General features: G+C 45.3%; 19 protein-coding genes. 5 read left to right on the top strand and 14 right to left on the bottom strand.

Annotation, left to right across the window (positions count from 1 at the left end; translation table 11 throughout):
* Positions 1-203: 203 nt before the first annotated feature.
* The 5 genes from nth to mgtE all read right to left on the bottom strand — a co-directional run bounded on the left by nth (position 204) and on the right by mgtE (position 4944).
* Positions 204-842 carry an endonuclease III gene (gene nth / locus Q8P28_05765; GenBank protein MDP2682299.1) on the bottom strand — a complete coding sequence of 213 codons (639 nt, stop codon included), beginning with the start codon at positions 840-842 and terminating at the stop codon, positions 204-206.
* Between the two features lie 51 nt (positions 843-893).
* Positions 894-1868 (bottom strand): polyprenyl synthetase family protein, encoded by a 975-nt coding sequence (locus Q8P28_05760; protein ID MDP2682298.1) that lies wholly within the window; start codon positions 1866-1868, stop codon positions 894-896.
* Positions 1869-1886: 18 nt separating this feature from the next.
* On the bottom strand, positions 1887-2726 hold the full coding sequence (locus tag Q8P28_05755; GenBank protein MDP2682297.1) for a glycine--tRNA ligase subunit alpha: 840 nt from the start codon (positions 2724-2726) through the stop codon (positions 1887-1889).
* Between the two features lie 5 nt (positions 2727-2731).
* Positions 2732-3523: a DNA repair protein RecO gene (gene recO, locus Q8P28_05750; protein MDP2682296.1), complete on the bottom strand. Its 792-nt coding sequence runs from the start codon at positions 3521-3523 to the stop codon at positions 2732-2734.
* Between the two features lie 62 nt (positions 3524-3585).
* A complete protein-coding gene (gene mgtE, locus Q8P28_05745; protein MDP2682295.1) occupies positions 3586-4944 on the bottom strand; it encodes a magnesium transporter in 1359 nt (452 codons plus the stop codon).
* Between the two features lie 122 nt (positions 4945-5066).
* Between mgtE and Q8P28_05740 the strand changes: the two genes are divergently transcribed.
* The 3 genes from Q8P28_05740 to prmA are packed head-to-tail and all read left to right on the top strand — an operon-like array spanning position 5067 to position 8551.
* Positions 5067-6740 carry a ribonuclease J gene (locus Q8P28_05740; GenBank protein ID MDP2682294.1) on the top strand — a complete coding sequence of 558 codons (1674 nt, stop codon included), beginning with the start codon at positions 5067-5069 and terminating at the stop codon, positions 6738-6740.
* Between the two features lie 53 nt (positions 6741-6793).
* On the top strand, positions 6794-7573 hold the full coding sequence (locus tag Q8P28_05735; GenBank protein MDP2682293.1) for an inositol monophosphatase family protein: 780 nt from the start codon (positions 6794-6796) through the stop codon (positions 7571-7573).
* A 12-nt stretch (positions 7574-7585) separates the two neighbouring features.
* On the top strand, positions 7586-8551 hold the full coding sequence (gene prmA, locus Q8P28_05730) for a 50S ribosomal protein L11 methyltransferase (protein ID MDP2682292.1): 966 nt from the start codon (positions 7586-7588) through the stop codon (positions 8549-8551).
* On the opposite strand, the gene hisA is transcribed toward prmA, so the two are convergent.
* The 3 genes from hisA to hisB are packed head-to-tail and all read right to left on the bottom strand — an operon-like array spanning position 8491 to position 10433.
* Positions 8491-9219, bottom strand: coding sequence for a 1-(5-phosphoribosyl)-5-[(5-phosphoribosylamino)methylideneamino]imidazole-4-carboxamide isomerase (gene hisA, locus Q8P28_05725; protein MDP2682291.1), 729 nt, complete (start codon positions 9217-9219; stop codon positions 8491-8493). The genes prmA and hisA overlap by 61 nt on opposite strands.
* 5 nt (positions 9220-9224) lie before the next feature.
* Entirely contained in the window at positions 9225-9842 is a 618-nt protein-coding gene (hisH, locus tag Q8P28_05720) for an imidazole glycerol phosphate synthase subunit HisH (GenBank protein ID MDP2682290.1), read from the bottom strand.
* Positions 9843-10433, bottom strand: coding sequence for an imidazoleglycerol-phosphate dehydratase HisB (gene hisB / locus Q8P28_05715; protein ID MDP2682289.1), 591 nt, complete (start codon positions 10431-10433; stop codon positions 9843-9845). It abuts the gene before it with no gap.
* Positions 10434-10596: 163 nt separating this feature from the next.
* Here hisB and Q8P28_05710 point away from each other — a divergent pair, with 163 nt between their 5' ends.
* Entirely contained in the window at positions 10597-12588 is a 1992-nt protein-coding gene (locus Q8P28_05710) for a hypothetical protein (protein ID MDP2682288.1), read from the top strand.
* Positions 12589-12812: 224 nt separating this feature from the next.
* The gene (locus tag Q8P28_05705) at positions 12813-13196 is read left to right on the top strand and encodes a hypothetical protein (GenBank protein ID MDP2682287.1); all 384 of its coding nucleotides are present in this window, start codon (positions 12813-12815) and stop codon (positions 13194-13196) included.
* On the opposite strand, the gene Q8P28_05700 is transcribed toward Q8P28_05705, so the two are convergent.
* The 6 genes from Q8P28_05700 to Q8P28_05675 all read right to left on the bottom strand — a co-directional run bounded on the left by Q8P28_05700 (position 13193) and on the right by Q8P28_05675 (position 18285).
* Positions 13193-13945, bottom strand: coding sequence for a hypothetical protein (locus Q8P28_05700; protein MDP2682286.1), 753 nt, complete (start codon positions 13943-13945; stop codon positions 13193-13195). The genes Q8P28_05705 and Q8P28_05700 overlap by 4 nt on opposite strands.
* Before the next feature lie 82 nt (positions 13946-14027).
* Positions 14028-15539 carry a glutamate synthase-related protein gene (locus Q8P28_05695; GenBank protein MDP2682285.1) on the bottom strand — a complete coding sequence of 504 codons (1512 nt, stop codon included), beginning with the start codon at positions 15537-15539 and terminating at the stop codon, positions 14028-14030.
* The gene (locus Q8P28_05690) at positions 15540-16625 is read right to left on the bottom strand and encodes a glutamine amidotransferase family protein (GenBank protein MDP2682284.1); all 1086 of its coding nucleotides are present in this window, start codon (positions 16623-16625) and stop codon (positions 15540-15542) included. It lies immediately after the preceding gene.
* A 21-nt stretch (positions 16626-16646) separates the two neighbouring features.
* Positions 16647-17093 carry a 4Fe-4S dicluster domain-containing protein gene (locus tag Q8P28_05685; GenBank protein MDP2682283.1) on the bottom strand — a complete coding sequence of 149 codons (447 nt, stop codon included), beginning with the start codon at positions 17091-17093 and terminating at the stop codon, positions 16647-16649.
* On the bottom strand, positions 17074-18027 hold the full coding sequence (locus Q8P28_05680) for a CoB--CoM heterodisulfide reductase iron-sulfur subunit B family protein (protein MDP2682282.1): 954 nt from the start codon (positions 18025-18027) through the stop codon (positions 17074-17076). Before Q8P28_05680 ends, Q8P28_05685 begins: the two co-directional genes overlap by 20 nt.
* 72 nt (positions 18028-18099) lie before the next feature.
* The gene (locus Q8P28_05675; protein ID MDP2682281.1) at positions 18100-18285 is read right to left on the bottom strand and encodes a 4Fe-4S binding protein; all 186 of its coding nucleotides are present in this window, start codon (positions 18283-18285) and stop codon (positions 18100-18102) included.
* Between the last annotated feature and the right edge of the window lie 248 nt (positions 18286-18533).

Here is an 18533-nt window from a genome sequence, read left to right as displayed (position 1 = left end):
CAGCCCAAGCGAGGGCGAGGCGGAAGGGGGGTGGGGGGAATTCCGCCTCGCCCGAGCCGAAGCGCCAGCTCCGTTCAAAATAGGTTCGGATTTGGTCAAATAACTGCACCAAAATTTGATTTTCGGGCAGGATAGATTGATTCTGTCTTTTCTTTAAGCATCGGTCATTCCTTGTAATACATGGGGTAAATTAGCATCAATCTTTATGTGTCTGAACCCTTAAAGTAGTTGCAGTAATCCTTTATTTTGCATATTTCGCATTTCGGCTTTTTTGCGACACATGTATTCCTTCCATGAAGTATTAAAAGATTTGTTGCCTTTATCCATCTCTTCTGTGGAATAATCTTACAGAGTTCCTCTTCAATCTTGTCAGGTTTATCAGAAGAAGCGAGGCCGATGCGGTTGGAGACGCGCTTTACATGGGTATCAACTGCAATGGCATCTTTACCGAATGCGCTGCCGAGGACAATATTAGCTGTCTTTCTGCCAATACCGGGAAGTGTTATCAGCCTTTCCAACGTATCAGGAATCTCCCCTCCAAACTCATTCACAATCTTTTTACAGCAGGCCTGGATATTTTTTGCTTTATTTCTAAAAAAATTTATAGAACTGATATACCCTTCCAGTTCTTTCAAATCAGCCTCATCATAGTCTTTTGTCTTTTTGTATTTCTTAAACAGGACAGGTGTTGTTTTATTTACCCTTTCATCAGTGCATTGCGCAGAAAGTATTGTTGCTATGAGGAGTTCAAGGGGGGTCTTGAAATTTAATGCGATTTTTGGATTTGGATATTCTTTCTCAAGGATGTCCAGAACCTTTTTTGCCTTTTCAGAAAGAGTCATAAGATAAAAGGTTAAGGTTAAGGCTGAGGGAATTCTAAACCTCAACCTGTTTTAATATGTTCTTTCCACCGCATAATCCGCAAGGGCTATAAGCGCAGCCCATTCAACATTCGGTTCAAATATATTAAGACAGGCCTTTGCATTTTCCACATACTGTCTTGCCCTGCTTAAGGTGTAATCTATCCCTTTATATTTATTGATTAAGCTGATTACCGATGAAAGCTGCGAATTTTTAAGGTCGTCGGCCTTTATAGCTGTCAGTATCTCTTCCCTTTCTGAGGCTGCGGCATTTTTAATGACGTGTATTAACGGAAGCGTTATCTTTCCCTCTTTCAAATCATTCCCAATTGCCTTGCCCAATTCCTCATTGCTTGAGGTGTAGTCCAGACAGTCATCTACTAATTGAAATGCTATGCCTACATCCATGCCGTATCCGGCAAGGGCTTTTTCTTTTTCTGCAGACGCCTTTCCTAATATTGCCCCTATCTGACATGCGACAGATATAAGCGATGCGGTTTTATTTGTTACAACAGCCAGGTAATCCCTCTCTGTAGTTTCCACATCGCTGTCTTTAAGGAGCTGCAAGACCTCGCCCTCTGCCATCCGTGTAGTAGTTGACGATAAGACCTTAAGGATATTTAAATCGCCATCAGCCACTGTAAGGTAAAATGATTTGGAAAAAAGGAAATCGCCTATAAGGATGCTTGCGCCTCTTCCCCAGAGGGTATTTGCGGCGGCCTTTCCCCTTCGTATACCTGCATTGTCAACAACATCGTCATGGAGCAACGTGGCTGTGTGGATAAACTCTATGACCGTGGCAAGCGGTATGTGGCGGCTGCCCTGATAGCCGCAAAGTCTGGCGGACAGGAGCAGAAGTGACGGCCTCAGCCGCTTTCCTCCGTTGTTTAAGACATATTCCCCGACCTTTTTAATGAGGTGGACATCTGAGTCAAGATTTTTCCTGAACTCAAGATCCACATCTTTAAGGTCTTGTTTTATTGTGTCGTATGCTTCTTGAATACGCATAAAAATAAACTCTTAACCTCACCCTTTTTTTAAATACTCCTCCGCGCATTTTTTTGTAATATCCCTCACCCTTCCTATGAACCTTGTCCTCTCGGCCACGCTTATGGCGCCTCTTGCGTCAAGGAGATTGAATGTATGGGAGCTTTTCAGGCAGTAATCATACGCGGGCAGCACAAGGCTTTTCTCAAGAAGCCTTAAGGCCTCCTTCTCATACATATCAAACAGCTTAAAAAGCATATCTATATCAGCATCCTGAAAATTATAGAATGAATATTCAACCTCGTCCCTGTAATGGACATTACTATATTTAATCCCCTTTGCCCACTCTATATCAAAGATGTTGTCAACACCCTGCAGATACATCGCTATCCTCTCAAGGCCGTAAGTAATCTCGCCGGAAACCGGCTTAAGTTCCATGCCGCCTGCCTGCTGAAAATATGTAAACTGCGTTATCTCCATGCCGTCAAGCCATACCTCCCAGCCGAGCCCCCATGCGCCCAGTGTAGGCGATTCCCAGTCGTCCTCAACAAATCGTATATCATGCCTTAACGGATTTATGCCGAGTTTTTTTAAGCTCTTCAGATATATGTCCTGAATATCGTCAGGAGACGGTTTCAGGATAACCTGAAACTGATAATAGTGCTGAAGCCTATTCGGATTTTCACCGTAACGGCCGTCTGTGGGACGCCGCGACGGCTCCACATACGCAGCCTTCCACGGCTTAGGCCCAAGAACCCTTAAAAATGTGGCGGGATTGAATGTCCCTGCGCCTTTTTCCATATCATACGGCTGGCAGATTACACATCCCTCTTTTGCCCAGTATATCTGCAGATTTGTTATTATGTCCTGAAAATATATAGTTGTCACCGCTTATAGCCCGCGCCCAGTACCTGTATTTTTTCCAAAAATCTTTTACTCTTTAACTCCTTGCCTAACTGATACCTTAGAAAATCATCCATAATCTTTTTGCATTCTTCTACTGCCCAATCTGGCATGGTTATTCTGTCAGCCTTGTCAACATCAATCTTTGCCGCCAGCATGAGAAATTTTATTGTCCCTGGAGAAACAGAAATAAGAGACCTCTCCATCGCCTTGCAATTAAGGCACAGTATACCACTTCTAACAGAGGAAAAAAATATCTTTGTTTCAGCAGCGCCGGCTCTTGTGGCCGGCTTTTTACATACAACACACATATCAAGATGAGGGTGATAGCCGAGTATGGATAAAAGTTTCATCTCAAAAAACATCACAATGGTTCTGATGTTGGCGCCTTTATCAAGCATGATGAGAGATTCCAGGAGGAGTTCAAAGGCCTTTTGATTTTTTTGACCTTCCGGCGTCATCTCATTAAGCAGCTCAAGACAGTAGCTTCCAAAGGCAATCCTGTCTATCTCCAGGAAAAGGCTGTCAAATCTTTTGATAATATCGGCCTGCTCCAGCATCACAAGATCCCTGCCCTGTTTCTGGAAAAACAACAACCTTATATATGAGAATGGTTCAAGATTGTTTACAAATCTTTTTTTGCTCCGCTTGGCGCCCTTTGCTATGCCTTTAATCTTGCCAAATTCCAATGTGTAAATTGTTACTATCTTATCAGATTCTCCGTAATCCATTGAGTTTAAGACAATAGCCTCTGTATTAAAATGACCGGTCATATTATAAAAATTTCCCCTCACCTTAATCCTCTCCCCTTTGGGGAGAGGGAAGGGTGAGGGGGTTAAAGCAATCCATATTTAATAAACACTGCCGCAAGCCCCAGAAACGAGAAAAAGCCGCCTACATCAGTGCAGGTGGTAACAAAGACTGTCGCTGAAAGCGCCGGGTCTGCCTTATACCACTTAAGTATCAACGGGATAATGGTTCCGCTGAAACCTGCTATTACAAGGTTGGCAATCATGGCAAGAAACAGGAGCACCCCTATCATATAATTCACACCAAGGAAATATGCGGCAGCCGCAGCTACTATGCCGTTTAATGCGCCATTGGCAAAACCAACCATGACCTCTTTTAAAAGCACCTTCTTTGCATGTTTTAATTCCAGTTCTCCGAGGGCAAGCCCCCTGACAACCACGGTAATCGTCTGGGTTGCCGCATTGCCGCCCATTCCTGCGACAACCGGCATGAGAACCGCCAATGTAACAACAGTCTGGATTGTATTTTCAAACACCTTTACAACGCTTGCTGCAAGGAAAGCTGTTGCGAGATTTATAAGGAGCCAGGGGAACCTCATTTTAAACGATCTTGAAGGTGAGTCCAGCACTCTCTCATCCGTATTGAGGCTTGCCATCTTGTAAAAGTCCTCAAAGATTTCTTCTTCTATAACATCCATGACATCATCTATGGTAATTCTGCCCAGAAGCCTGTCATCTTTATCTACAACGGGCAGGGTAACAAGGTCATATTTCTGGAATATCCTGGCAACCTCTTCCTGGTCTGTCTCAGCCAACACCTTAACCGGTTTATTATTCATGATATCTTTGATCGGCAGGTGCGGTCTTGTAAGGATCAGCTTTTCCAGCGGGACAAGCCCTATAAGCCGTAAGGAATCATCTACAACAAAGACATTATGTACATTAGACATTCCCTCGCTTTTTGTCCGCACCTGCTCTATGGTTTCCTGAATGGTGGCATCCTCACTTACCATCACCATCTCGGTCTGCATTATACCGCCGGCAGTATCCTCAGGATATTTAAGAAGCTTTTGAACCTCTGCGGATTCTTCCCAGCCTATGCCCTCAAGGACTGTTTTTGCCTCTTCGTGCGGGAGTTCTGCAATCACATCAGCGGCATCATCAGTTGCCATCTCATCCACGATCTCTGTAAGTTCTGCCTTTGATATTGACGCAATGAGTTTTTCCCTTGTCTTTTCATCTACCTCCAAAAGCACATTTGAAGCCGCTTCGGGGGGGAGTAGCCCGAAGACCGCTATCTTTTCCTCATCTTCAAGGCCTGTAAGGAGTTTGGCGATATCAGATTGATGAAGGTGAGAGATAAAACCGGTCACAGCCTTATCATCCTTCTTCTGGATGAGGCGTTTTAATTCCTCAATATTATTTGCTACGATATCTTCAGCCATTGCTCCGCCTTTAAAAAAGTATACTTGATTTTAAAAATTAGCATATACAAAAAGGTTAAGTCAATACGAAAAAAAGATAGTTTTTGACGCTTAACTGCTGTTGTGGTATGTTAGCCGGCATTATGGAAAATACAGCTATGCAAAATCCCCTCCGCATTATTCCGCTTGGCGGTCTTGGCGAAATAGGCCTGAATATGATGGTTATGGAATATGATGATACTATAATTGTCATAGATTGCGGCCTGATGTTTCCTGAAGATTATATGCTCGGAATAGACATAGTCATTCCTGACATATCCTACCTTAGAAAAAACAGAGAGAAAGTTAAGGCCTTTCTTATAACACACGGCCACGAGGACCATACAGGCGCTCTGCCGTTTGTCCTGCGGGACATAAAAGCGCCGATATATGGGACAGCGCTTACCCTTGGTCTTATTAAGCAAAAACTTGAGGAATTTAATCTTAATAAAGATACAGAGTTTAAGACTGTCAAGCCCCGTGGAAAGGTTTCTATTGGCCCGTTTGAGATAGAATTCATAAGGGTAAGCCATTCAATTGCCGACGGTGTAGGCCTTGCAATTACAACCCCTGTTGGTGTTGTAATCCACACCGGCGACTTTAAGCTTGACCAGACACCGGTTGACGGAGAGGTGCTGGATTATGCCAGATTTTCAGAATACGGCGAAAGGGGCGCTCTCTTGCTCCTTTCTGATTCCACGAATGTGGAAAAGGAAGGCTATACAGTGTCCGAGAGGGATGTAGGCACAACCTTTGAAGAAATATTCAGTAAAAGTGAAGGACGGATCATCATCGCCGCTTTTTCGTCTAATATCCACAGGGTTCAGCAAGTGATGGATGTTGCGGAAAAATTTGGAAGAAAGGTCCTGCTTAACGGCAGGAGTATGGTAGGCAATGTGGGAATAGCGCAGGAACTCGGCTATCTTAAGGCACCGGACGGGCTTATAGTTGATTTGAGAGAAATTGACAGTCTCCCGCCGCAGAGGGTCTGCCTTTTGACAACAGGGAGCCAGGGCGAACCGATGAGCGCTTTAACCAGAATGGCAATGAATGACCATAAACAGATAAAGGTTCAGAGGGGCGACACTGTTATCCTTTCCTCTAAGTTTATTCCAGGGCATGAAAAGGCAATCTCCAACATGATGAACCACCTATACAGACGCGGGGCAGAGGTTATATATGAAAAGGTGTCTGAGATACATGTCTCCGGCCATGCAAGCCAGGAGGAACTCAAGATAATGCTCAATATGGTCAGGCCCAAATATTTTATCCCGATACACGGCGAGTACAGGCATCTGGTAAAACACAGCCAGCTTGCAGAAAAGGTGGGGATAAAAAAAGAGAATATTATCCTTGCTGAAGACGGCGATGTTGTGGAGATTACAAAGGACAGTATGTCTGTTAGAGAAAAGGTTGAGTATGGAAAGGTCTTTGTGGACGGCAAGGGTGTCGGAGATGTGGGCGACATGGTGTTGAAAGACAGAAAACACCTTTCGCAGGATGGATTGGTGATTGCTATTTTGGCGTTGAATGAAAAAACAGGGGAGGTCATATACGGCCCGGACATAATCACAAGGGGGCTTATATTTGAGCAGGAGTCTGCCGAACTTCTTGAGGACGCTAAAAATGTAGTCCTGGGGGCGCTTGGCAATATAAATACAGAGGCAAAGACCGATTGGCTTGAGGTTAAGGAAGAGATAAGAAAGGCCCTCAGGAGGTTTTTTAACAAGGCGCTGGAAAGAAAACCAATTATACTTCCGCTTATATTAGAGATGTAGGCTATACGCTTCTAAACCTATTAACCGCTTATCTTCTCAAAGTGCAGCCAATTATGACAAACACATTTAAAAAAACAGCCATTACCGCTGCTAAAAGCGCCGGAGCCATTCTTAAAAAAAATATCGGCAATGCGCATCGCATTGAATTCAAGGGCGCGATAGATATTGTAACAGAGATGGACAGGAAGGCAGAGGACCTGATAATGAAAATAATTAAAAATAAGTTTCCTGAGCATGGGATACTGACAGAGGAGAGCCTGGAGCAAAAATCCGATTCAGGATACCGTTGGATAATTGACCCGTTGGACGGCACCACAAACTATTCACACGGATTTCCTGTTTTTTGCGTATCTATTGCGTTAGAAAAAAGCGGGGAAGGAATAATCCTTGGCGCTGTTTACAATCCAATGCTAAATGAATTGTTTACAGCAGAAAAAAACAAAGGGGCATATCTCAACAACAAAAAGATAAAGGTGTCCGATATTAAAGAGCTTACAAAAAGCCTTCTTGCAACCGGGTTTCCGTACGATATCAGGACATCCCGGGACAATAACATCGCCCATTTTGCAAATTTCGCCGTAAGGGCTCAGGCCATAAGAAGGGCAGGCTCGGCCGCGCTGGATATGTGTTATGTTGCCTGCGGAAGGATTGACGGTTTCTGGGAGATGAAGCTGAAACCGTGGGATACTGCTGCGGCATGGCTTATAATTAAAGAGGCCGGTGGCATGGTAACAGGCTTTAACGGCAAAGAATTTTCCCTCTATTCAGGCGAAACTCTGGCAAGTAATTGTTTGATTCATGATGAAATGATAAAGGCGCTGCAAGGCAGATAGTTGGGTAGCGAGATGATAAAAAAATGGTTTGAAATAACAGCCATCGGTCCTGCAAAGGCGGCAGAATCAATAACAGGCCTGTTAATAGAGGCCGGAAGCCCTGCCGTGCTGGAAGAGGGACAGGAAGATAAAAAGATCATAAAGGCATATATCCCGGCAGATTTATCTCTTAACAAAAATAGGATTTTGTTAAAGAAAAGCCTTAAAAAATTCGGGTGGACATATAAAGGGAGCTTCTTTGAAAACATGGATTGGCTTAGTAAATGGAAGGAGCATATAAAGCCAATCAGGGTCTCCAACAGCTTAATCATAAAGCCAACATGGAAAAAAGTTGAGAGGAAGCCGGGGAGGATAATTATAGAGATAGACCCGGGAATGGCATTTGGCACAGGCTCTCACGCATCAACCATGATGTGTCTCAAGGCAGTCGTCAAACTCGCCAATGCTATCAAAGGGAATAGCGTTCTTGATGTTGGAACAGGCTCTGGAATCCTTGCCATAGCCGCTGCAAAACTCGGAGCGGAAAATGCGGTTGGCCTTGACATAGATCCGGAGGCCATAAAGGTTGCAAAGAAAAATATCAGATTGAACAAGGTAAGCAGTATCGTCAAACTAACCGGCAAACCTTTGGAAAAGATTAAAAATAGATTTTCTATAATCTTTGCAAATATAATTGCTGAAGAGCTCATAAAGATTGCCGGCCATCTTAAGGCAAGGATAATGGATAATGGATTTTTGATACTGTCCGGAGTATTAAAAGATAGGGTCAGGGAGGTTGAGGTTGTATATAAGCGGCTGGGTTTCAAGCCCTTCAAGACTTATAGTAGAGGGGAATGGATATGCCTCATCCTGCGCAAGAGAGACAGTAAAACCCCCACGTCAAAATCTGCTGTCTCACCCTTTTCCTGCATACTCCGTCAGAGATTGAGCATTTCAGCTGTTTCTATCGCCTCTTTTAAATCTATATCCCCTGTATAAAGGGCCTTGCCGATTATTATTCCTTCCAGTTTCATACCTTTAAAACCCTCTATATCCTTAACAGAGCTCATGCCGCCGGACGCAATCACCGGTATATTTACTGCATGCGCCATCTCTTTTGTGGCCTTCACATTCGGGCCTGTGAGCATTCCATCCCTTGATATGTCTGTATAAATTATGCATGATACTCCAAGCCCCTCAAGCTTTTTTGCCAGATTAGTTGCCTTCTCCTTAGTAACCTTTACCCAGCCGCGCGTTGCAACCATGCCATCTACAGCATCTATCCCTGCTGCTATGCCTCCGGGAAACTCCCTGCATGCCTTTTCCACAAACTCAGGGTTTTCCTCAGCCACTGTCCCTATGATTACACGCCTTACGCCTTTAATGCCGAGATAGTCTTTAATAATGCCTGCGTCCCTGATTCCGCCGCCAATCTCAACAGGTGTTTTTATAGCGCTTATTATCTTTTTTATAATGTCCATATTCTTCGGCGCCCCTTCAATTGCGCCATCAAGGTCAACAAGGTGGATCAGTTTTGCGCCGCAGTCCTCCCACCTCTTTGCTATTTCAACAGGGTTTTCAGAATATACTGTTTCTGCATCCATCCTCCCCTGCGTGAGACGGACGCATTTGCCATTTTTTATGTCTATGGCCGGGATGATTATCATAAAGTTTATCCTTTCATGTCGCCGAAATTTTTTAATATCTTAAGCCCTGTCTTCTGGCTCTTTTCAGGGTGAAACTGGCATGCAAATATATTGTCTTTCCAGATACTGCTTGCAAAGTCTATCCCGTAGAAAGTTGTCGTTGCTATAACATCTGCATCCTCAGGCGCAACATAGTATGAATGGACAAAGTAGAGGTAAGAGCCGTCCGGAATGTCTTTCAGGACAGCCGGCCTATTCTTTATTTTTATGTCATTCCAGCCCATATGGGGGATCTTAAGATGGGCATGGGATTCGGATGGAAATCTTACCACCTTGCCCTTAATAACATCAAGCCCTTTGTGTTTTCCAAACTCTTCACTTTCCGAAAATAGAAGCTGAAGACCGAGGCATATGCCCAAAAAGGGCCTGCCTGATTTTATGGCATTTAATATGGGTTCAATAAGGCCGTAATTCCTGAGGTTGTCCATACAATTCTTAAATGCGCCGACCCCGGGCAGAACCACATGGCTTGCATTGGAAATTTCCTCCGGGTTTCTTGTAATAATGCAGTTGTGTCCAACCCTTTCAAAACCCTTCTGAACGCTCCTCAGATTTCCCATGTCATAATCAATTATGGCAATCACTCACAGCCTTCCCTTCGTTGACATTACACCCTTTATCCTTGGGTCTATGCTTACGGCCTCTTTCAAAGCCCTGCCAAATGCCTTGAACACAGCCTCTATTATATGATGGATATTTCTTCCATAGGCCGAAGAGACATGCAGGGTAATCCCGCTTCTTGAAACAACGGCCTGAAGAAAATCCTCCACAAGGTCTGCATTAAAGTTTTTTATCCTGCTCTTTTTAGGCAATGTCAATTTATAAACCAGATAAGGCCTGTCGCTGACATCAATTGCCGCTGACGCAATGGCCTCATCCATAGGCACTGTGGCATTGCCATACCTTTTAATGCCAGCCTTGCTGCCAAGCGCCTTTTTCAAGGCATCGCCGAGACATATCCCGACATCCTCAACTGTATGGTGATAGTCTATTTCAATGTCTCCCTTTGCCTTTATCTTTAAATCAAACAGCCCATGCCTTGCAAACAGCGACAGCATGTGGTCAAGGAAAGGGATGGATGTATGAATATTATACGCGCCATTGCCATCCAGATTTAAAGAAAGGGTTATATCTGTTTCTTTTGTTTTTCTGATTATCTGCGCCTTTCTGGACATATATCCCCCCTAATCCATATTTGCCACAGAATGCATTCTACAAGAAGAACTGCTGTCCATTCAAGGATAATCTTTTTGCAAAGCTGAACCTGGGTAAGATTGACATGCTTTTTACGATAAGTTATACTCAAAAAACTAAAGCCTGGCACTATATGCAAAGGGGATGAAGGTGGATAGTAGAGATAGAATGGCTGAAAAAATAGATATTATCTCAAATCAAAAAGGCGCATCCATAATCGCCGTCATAGCCATCATGCTCATACTTGCTGTAATGGGCGCGGCGCTTGTGTCGCTGGTTACAACAGGCAGCGATATTTCCATAAACCAGCTCCAGTCTGAGCAGGCGTTCAATATCGCGGAAGGCGGTATTGAAAAGGCGCTTACCGAATTTGTCAAAAACAACACACCATGCGCATCCCTTGTCTATACCAATTCATTAGGCGCCGGTAGTTTTACAACAGCCCCAACCCTGCACACCATGAATGTTCTCCTGGATGCCAATATTACGGCCGCGGATACGGTAATCCCTGTAAATTCCACAGCAGGCTATGCCAGCCACGGCCGTATAAGAATAGAGAATGAAGACATAAACTATGCGGCAACATCCACAACCTGCGCCCCGTTTGCATCGCCTGCCTGTTTTACCGGAGCGCAACGTGGCGTTGCAGGCAGCACCGCTGTTCTCCACAATGCCGGCGCAGGCGTTAATACGGCGCAGGAAGAGTGCCTTGTCCGCTCCACCGGCACCGTTACCAATAGTTCTGCCCAGCGCATTGTTGAAAAAGGGATTCAGATGCCCGGGGCAATGATGGTATATGCAAAGGCAAACATTGACGGTAATGTGTACTACCGGCGGTGGGACGGGACCAACTGGGGACCGGAACGCAACGCTACCGCTGTACCATCTACTATCCGATATTTGGTTCTTAAGTTCTCCAGAACCCGCAATGAGGCAATTCTCGGGACATTATCGTCAACCGGTGCAATAAATGTGCAAGTATGGAATGGAAATACACAGACATGGGGCGCCCCACTGCTATTGTTTACCGTTGGCGGTGGCGACTCCCTGTATCGCGGTTTTGATATTGAATATGAAACCACCAGTGACCGCGCAATCGTGGTCTACAACGATGGTGACGGTAACCCCAGTTATCGTATCTGGAATGGCACACCGCCTTGGTCGGCTGCCGCGGATATACCCATTGCTGGCGCGAGACCGATTTGGATCGAACTCGCGCCTAATCCTCAAAACGATGAGATTGCCATGATTACGCTTAAGAACAATACAGACGTCTATGCTCGGTATTGGACCGGGGCAGCATGGAATGACATGGGTGCTCCCGGAGCATGGGATACCACGACCGCCGTTAACGATACTAACGTCCCTAACATGAACGATTTCCCAAAGATTATCGATGTGGCCTATGAGCAAACATCGGGAAGAGCCATGTTTATCTGGGGCGACGACGATCGAGGAGGTGGTAACCAAAGACTACCGTATCGTATTTGGGATAGCGCTACAGTCACATTAGACCCAGTGCGTACAGATCTTGTGATTGGCACAATGGCCGATGTCGCGAATTGGATAAGATTGGTGCCCAATCCTACTCCTGGTTCTAATCAACTGATGGTCGGGGTTCAAGACAACGGCCGCGACTTAAATACGCGCCTCTGGAACGGCATTGCATGGGACACAGTTGCTCAGCATCCTGAGCATGATGGCACCACTGAAGATACTGATAGCAGGAACTTTGACATAGTGTTTGAAACCCATCCTGCAAATGCCGGGAAAGCATGGCTTGTGTGGGGAAATGCTGCAAATGTTTCAAGAAAACAGTGGGATTCCGCTACCAATAGCTGGGGTGCCCCAACTACTGTAGGAGATGATACTGCTTTAGTGCAGCTTCTGGCGCTTCCTCAAAGCAGGACAGTGCTTACCGCAGTTTACGAAGACAGCGCGGCAGGATCAGATGATATCCGGGAGATGCACTTGACCGGCGGTAGCGCCGCATGGTCCACCCTGAGCAGTCCATCTACCACGCCGAGCGATCCTGTCTGGGCCGGCCCCACGGTGCCCGATCCTGTCCTGGAGCGGGTTTTTATAGCCTCTGAACGCTATGTCCCCATTATTAACTGGCGTGAGATATATCCGTAATAAAATAAGTGGAGAAAGGTGGAACGGGACATTCCTCATATTTTTATGTCTGACATAAAACTAATAACTACAAAAATAGATAAAGATGAATTGAAAAGGCTTGTTGACGAAGGCTTCAAGGATATGGGGGGGGAAACAACAGCATGGAAATCGTAAACGAGGATTTGCGGGAAAAGATTAAAGAGATAACCTTTGATTTCATAGGAAAGGGAGAAGCTTTATAAATGGCTCAGCATTCTACGCTTACACAAGAGAGATGGTCGTCTTTTCCACCCGTGCAGCAGATACTCATGATAGCGAATGAGATGAACAGGGCAAAGAGATTATTTTCTCCTCTGGATAAAGAAGGTTTAAAACTCTGTTACGAAAGGATACTTTATTTAACAGACCTCACGGTAGCGGCGAATTCCCGGAGGGGTTTCAGAAAGGAACTCTTGCGGTGGCGTGATCTGGCGGCCGAGGAATATCTGTCGTTCTCTGTAGACAATTTAACAAAAAGACCTGATATAACCAGGCATCTAAAGATTTTTAAGCCACTTTTGCTTTTAAGTCCTGAAAGCGCAGGTCAGATACTCTTTCTTATTAACCTCAAGCCCGGCGCCTTTTAATATGCGTAAAGGTTTCCGTATGGCCGAAGTGATGCGGGAATAAGTTTTTTGAAAGGGGTCTTCATAACCTCATCTAATTTAAGGCCGAAATCATTGCAGTAATCTTTCAAATAGTCTGTAAGGAGTTTGATATCCTCTTCGTTTAAATCCATTACCCCTACTTCCGCCCCGCACAGTTTCTTGTCAACAGCGCCTCTTATAAATATCATCCCGCCGTGCATACCCGTGCCAAGATAGTCGCCTACCAACGGCCTTTTATCATTGCTGTCAAGACCAAGCAGGATTAAAATTCCGCCTGCCATATATTCGCCAAAAAAATCCCCTGCCTTGCCTCCTGCAATAATAACCGGCATCTGCTTTTTATATCCCTTCATGTGGATGCCGACCCTGTAGCCGACATCGCCTTTGATGTGAAGCTTCCCTCCCCTCATGCCGTATCCCAGGACATCGCCTGCATTGCCGTGGACGATAACCTTTCCGCTGTTCATAGTGTTGCTGATATTATCCTGCGCATTGGCCTTTATAATAATTGTAGGACCGTCCATAAATGCGGCAAGGTCATTGCCCGGCACGCCCTCAATAGTGATTTTTGCATCGCCCTGCAGGCCGTCTCCGATATAATACTGGCCGTTGACATTCTTGAGGAGTATCTCCTTCTCGCCTTTGGAAACAGCATCCCGAACCTTGCTGTTCAACTCTCTGTAGTAAACCCCTTTTGCGTCTATGGTAAGCATGTCGCATCGCTCCATTGCAAAGTGAAAATTGTAAATTGCAAATTAAAAAGACTTTTTCAAATTTTGCATTTTGCACTTTGCATTTTGAATTTTTATTTTACCTTCCCGCCGGTTTTATACCAAGTATATCCAACGTCTGTGCATCCATGCCGACGCCGCGCAGTCTTTCCCTGCTGCCCCTCAGGCTCTCTACCGCATTTATGCCAAGCGCGCCGAGTATCTCCTTCAGTTCATGTGTCCATGCGTGGATTAGATTTATAAGCCGTTCTGCAAATATTTCAGGGTTAAGCCTTACTGTAAGCTCAGGCCTCTGTGTTGTTATACCCCATGAGCAGTTGCCTGTATAGCACTTGCCGCAGACAGTGCAGCCCATAGTTACAAGCGCGGAAGTGCCCAGCGCAACAGCATCAGCGCCAAGCGCAATCGCCTTGGCAGCATCCGCGCTGCTCCGTATGCCGCCCGCGGCTATGATAGAGGCCTCGTTCCTTATGCCTTCCTGCCTTAACCTTTCATCAACAGCGGCAATAGCATATTCTATCGGAATGCCGAGATGGTCTCTTATAGTAGAAGGCGCCGCGCCTGTGCCGCCCCTGAACCCGTCTATATAAACAATATCCGCGCCTGCCCTCACAATGCCTGACGCAATCGCGGCAACATTGTGCACAGCCGCAATCTTTACTGAAACAGGCTTTGTGTAATTTGTCGCCTCTTTTATAGCGTATATGAGCTGTTTTAAATCCTCTATGGAATAGATGTCATGCTGCGGGGCCGGCGAAAGCGCATCTGTGCCGACAGGTATCATTCTCGTTTTAGCAATATCAAGGGGTATCTTTTCTCCGGGGAGGTGTCCGCCTATTCCAGGCTTTGCGCCCTGGCCGATCTTTATTTCAACAGCGACCCCGGCATTTAAGTAATCGGGATTTACGCCGAATCTGCCTGATGCCACCTGAACTATTATATTGCTGCGATAGGGGTAAATCTCCTCATGCAGCCCACCCTCTCCGGTATTCATTACAATGCCAAGTTCTTTTGCGGCTATGGCAAGGGTCTTTTGCGCATTCAAGCTTATTGAGCCGTATGACATAGGCGCAAATATGAACGGCAAATCCAGCTTTATCTGCGGAGGCATCTTTGTCTTGAGTTTTGATTTGCCGTCAGGGCCTTTTTCAAATTCAAGCCTTGCAGGCTTTTTGCCGAGGTATGTCCTTAGCTCCATCGGCTCTCTCAGCGGGTCAATGGACGGATTTGTAACCTGACATGCGTCTATCAGGAGACTGTCAAAGAGCACAGGATATGGCATATCGCTCCCCATGCCTGTCAGCAGGACGCCGCCTGTCTCTGCCTGCTTTTTGATATTTCTTATATTGTAAAAACCCCAGTTTGCATTGTTTCTGTATCGGACAGGGTTGTCTTCTATTGTAATCGCCTCTTCAGGGCAATAGTGATAGCACCGCAGACATTTTACGCATTTGAATGTATCAATAAGGACATTATCCCCGCCCCATGAATACACGCCCCAGCCGCAGTTCTGGATGCACCTTTTGCACCTTATGCATTTTACTTTATCTATTTTAGCCAGAAATTCCGGCACTGCAAGACTCTTAAACATTTACGCCTCCAATTCCGCAATCACAGGCTCCCCTGCCCGCGGCGCCCAGACCTTATCAGGGCTTGGACAAATTTCCCTTATTGAAGATTCCTCACTCGCCATATAAACAGTCTTTCCTTTTATTGCCGCGACAAGGGGCCTTAATTTAATCCTGTCATTTAATCCGACGAGACCTTTGCTGTGTCCGAATAAGATAGAAAATGGGCCGTTCATCAAGGCGCTGCCGTATACCATTCTAATCGCAGTTATTGCATCTCTTTTATCTCCATCCATATCGTCAATATTTTTCCAGAAAGGCGCTGCAAGGGCAGTGCATGCAGTAGGTATATCCAGGCCGTGCCTCCTTACAAGCAAATCAAAGAGATATGCAACAACCTCTGTATCAGTCAAAAGGGTCAGCTTATACCCGTACATCTCAAGGTATCTTTTGTTTATGCCGTATGACGATATTTCACCGTTGTGCACGATTGACCAGTCAAGGAGCGTAAACGGATGAGCGCCGCCCCACCAGCCAGGCGTGTTTGTAGGGAATCTCGTGTGGCCTGTCCATATATAACCTTCATACTCTTCAAGCCTGAAAAATCTGGCAATGGCCGAAGGCATGCCAACACCCTTGAACGCCCCCATGTTTTTGCCGCTCGAGAATATATATGCGCCTTCTATCTCGGAGTTTATCTTCATTACGGTCCGCACAACAAAATCGTCGTCGGAAAGGTCTGCCATCTCCCTCTCTGCCTTTTGAGCGAGAGGTTTTACAAAATACCTCCACAGGATGGGGTGTATTGTAATCCCTTCCACAGGCGCGGTCGGCATCTCTTCCTTTTTCTCAATGTGATAGTTGATTTTAAGATACTCCTCGGCAATGGTCTTTGCCGACGGCTCGTCATACATTATATGAAACGCATACAGGTCTTTATATTTTGGATATATGCCGTATGCCGCATATCCTGCGCCAAGCCCGTTTCCCCTGTCGTTCATAAGGCAGAGCGATTTTTTTATGTAACTGCCGTCAATCCTCTTGCCGTCCTTATTTATAATGCCGACAAGGCCGCAGCCTGATATGTCTTTCTGAAAATCGTAGCTCATATAATATTTCAGTAAGCAGTCCTACTCCTTACTGCCTGCTGTTTTTTCCTCCTGGTATATTTTCACCATCTTCTTAAAATCCTCTGCCCCGCTCTTTGCGGCCTCCGGCAGATTCAGCTTCTTTCTTGCCGATGCCATTGGCTCGCCGAGTCTGCCCGTTTTTATAAACATGTCCCACCCTCTCTTTACCTGAGGCGGTGTAATGCCTTTCTTTGACGCAACTGTTCTCATAGCGGCCATTGCATTTTCAAAACCGTAGTGCTGAAAACATATCTCAAGGCAGTGGTGGCATTCAAGACATTGCCAGATGGATTTGTGATTCAGCCATTTTTCATACTTGCCGGCCAGTATATCTTTTATAACAGCCCTTGGGTCGTAATCGGGCAGATTAATGCACGACGGGCATATATGATAACATGCGCCGCATCTTGAGCACACCTCCAATAATTTAAGATTGAGCGATTCCAAAGCCTGCCTCCATTGCCTTTGTGATTTCTTCTGTCTTGATTAGCTCACTGTTAAGCCTCTCCAGCTTCTCCATGAAACCGTTTACATCAACCCTGTGGGAATCGAGGCCTAACTCTTCAGGCTTATATCCCATTGCAAGCCCCATAAGCTCCGAAAAATAGAGTATCGGTATGCCGAATTTTTCTCCTTCCTTTTCCATCAGGAACTGGTTATTGTCAAACTGGAGATAGCAGGAAGGACAGCAAAGCGCCATTGCGTCAACATTCATAGCCTTAAGTTCTTTAAGTTTTATCCTTGCAAAATGCAGGGCATTTTCATGCTGGTCAACCCTGTCAAGTCCCTGACCGCAGCACATAAGCTTTGTCATATATTGGACGCTCTCTGCGCCCATTGCCCTTATGAGGTTGTCAAACTTTTTCGGGTCGAGCGGGTCGTCGTTTTTCAAGGCATGACTCGGCCGTATCATGTGGCAGCCATAATGTATTGCAATCCTCATCCCATTAAAGGGCTTTATAATCTTATTCTTTATCTTTGGAATGCCGACCTCGTCATGAAAAAACGGCACAAGATGACGGAGCTTGCTTTTGCCTTTAAATTCCAGGCCGACCTCTTTCAATATGTTGTTAACCCTCTCTTTCTCTTTATGATTCATATGAAGCTCTGAATTAACTGTCGCAAGATTGGATGCGCAGCCTGTGCACGGGCTTACAAGGTCAACCTGCGCCTTATCCAGAAGCGCGATATTCCTTGCGGCAGTAAGAACCCACAGGCCGTGATCAACATTATTTACAAGCGATTTCTCAGGACAGCATGTAAAGCCGTCGAGGTCTCTGTAGGGCAGATCAAAACCCTCCAGAACCATCCGCGTTGATTTTTCAAGAAATGGAAAACGGGCTGGTATTGTACAACCCCAGAATATTGCGAAGTCTTTCATCTTATTGTTTTCTCCAAAGCAGGGTTCGAGGGTCAGGGCTATCCCCTAACCCTCAATCCCTAAAACCCATAATTATGCCGGCACACAGCAGTCAACAGGACAAACCTCTGCGCACTTCGGCTCATCATAATACCCCTTGCACTCTACGCATGTTGCAGGGTCTATAACATAGATATCCCCCTCGCTGATAGCATTGACCGGACACTCCGGCAAGCATACTCCGCATGCAACACAATCCTCAGTAATCTTTAACGCCACTTTTAATTACCTCCTTTCGTTATTTACCTCTAACCTTTAATCCTTTTTTGATATTGTATACAGTATACTAACGCTTATTTCCCCAAAATTCAAGAAAAATTTATGGCTCTGTAAAGCCAAAATAGAAATGTCCTATTCTTACCAAAATAGAAATGTCCTGTTTTATGTATCAGCCTCCCTCAATTCTTTTTTGTTTATATCTTTATATCTGTCAGCATGTTTACTGTAGTTCAATCTCCTCCATGGAT

Source organism: Deltaproteobacteria bacterium (assembly GCA_030690165.1).
Taxonomy (GTDB): Bacteria; Desulfobacterota; GWC2-55-46; order UBA9637; family UBA9637; genus JACRNJ01.
The sequence above is the reverse complement of the archived record's forward strand: the minus strand, read 5'-3'. Positions and strand labels throughout refer to the sequence as shown.

Bases quoted from the DNA above. Each gene is read 5' to 3' on its own strand.
- nth (MDP2682299.1), bottom strand. From the start codon at position 842: ATGACTCTTTCTGAAAAGGCAAAAAAGGTTCTGGACATCCTTGAGAAA.
- Q8P28_05760 (MDP2682298.1), bottom strand. From the start codon at position 1,868: ATGCGTATTCAAGAAGCATACGACACAATAAAACAAGACCTTAAAGAT.
- recO (MDP2682296.1), bottom strand. From the start codon at position 3,523: ATGACCGGTCATTTTAATACAGAGGCTATTGTCTTAAACTCAATGGAT.
- mgtE (MDP2682295.1), bottom strand. From the start codon at position 4,944: ATGGCTGAAGATATCGTAGCAAATAATATTGAGGAATTAAAACGCCTC.
- Q8P28_05740 (MDP2682294.1), top strand. From the start codon at position 5,067: ATGGAAAATACAGCTATGCAAAATCCCCTCCGCATTATTCCGCTTGGC.
- Q8P28_05735 (MDP2682293.1), top strand. From the start codon at position 6,794: ATGACAAACACATTTAAAAAAACAGCCATTACCGCTGCTAAAAGCGCC.
- prmA (MDP2682292.1), top strand. From the start codon at position 7,586: ATGATAAAAAAATGGTTTGAAATAACAGCCATCGGTCCTGCAAAGGCG.
- hisA (MDP2682291.1), bottom strand. From the start codon at position 9,219: ATGATAATCATCCCGGCCATAGACATAAAAAATGGCAAATGCGTCCGT.
- hisB (MDP2682289.1), bottom strand. From the start codon at position 10,433: ATGTCCAGAAAGGCGCAGATAATCAGAAAAACAAAAGAAACAGATATA.
- Q8P28_05710 (MDP2682288.1), top strand. From the start codon at position 10,597: ATGAAGGTGGATAGTAGAGATAGAATGGCTGAAAAAATAGATATTATC.
- Q8P28_05705 (MDP2682287.1), top strand. From the start codon at position 12,813: ATGGCTCAGCATTCTACGCTTACACAAGAGAGATGGTCGTCTTTTCCA.
- Q8P28_05700 (MDP2682286.1), bottom strand. From the start codon at position 13,945: ATGGAGCGATGCGACATGCTTACCATAGACGCAAAAGGGGTTTACTAC.
- Q8P28_05695 (MDP2682285.1), bottom strand. From the start codon at position 15,539: ATGTTTAAGAGTCTTGCAGTGCCGGAATTTCTGGCTAAAATAGATAAA.
- Q8P28_05690 (MDP2682284.1), bottom strand. From the start codon at position 16,625: ATGAGCTACGATTTTCAGAAAGACATATCAGGCTGCGGCCTTGTCGGC.
- Q8P28_05680 (MDP2682282.1), bottom strand. From the start codon at position 18,027: ATGAAAGACTTCGCAATATTCTGGGGTTGTACAATACCAGCCCGTTTT.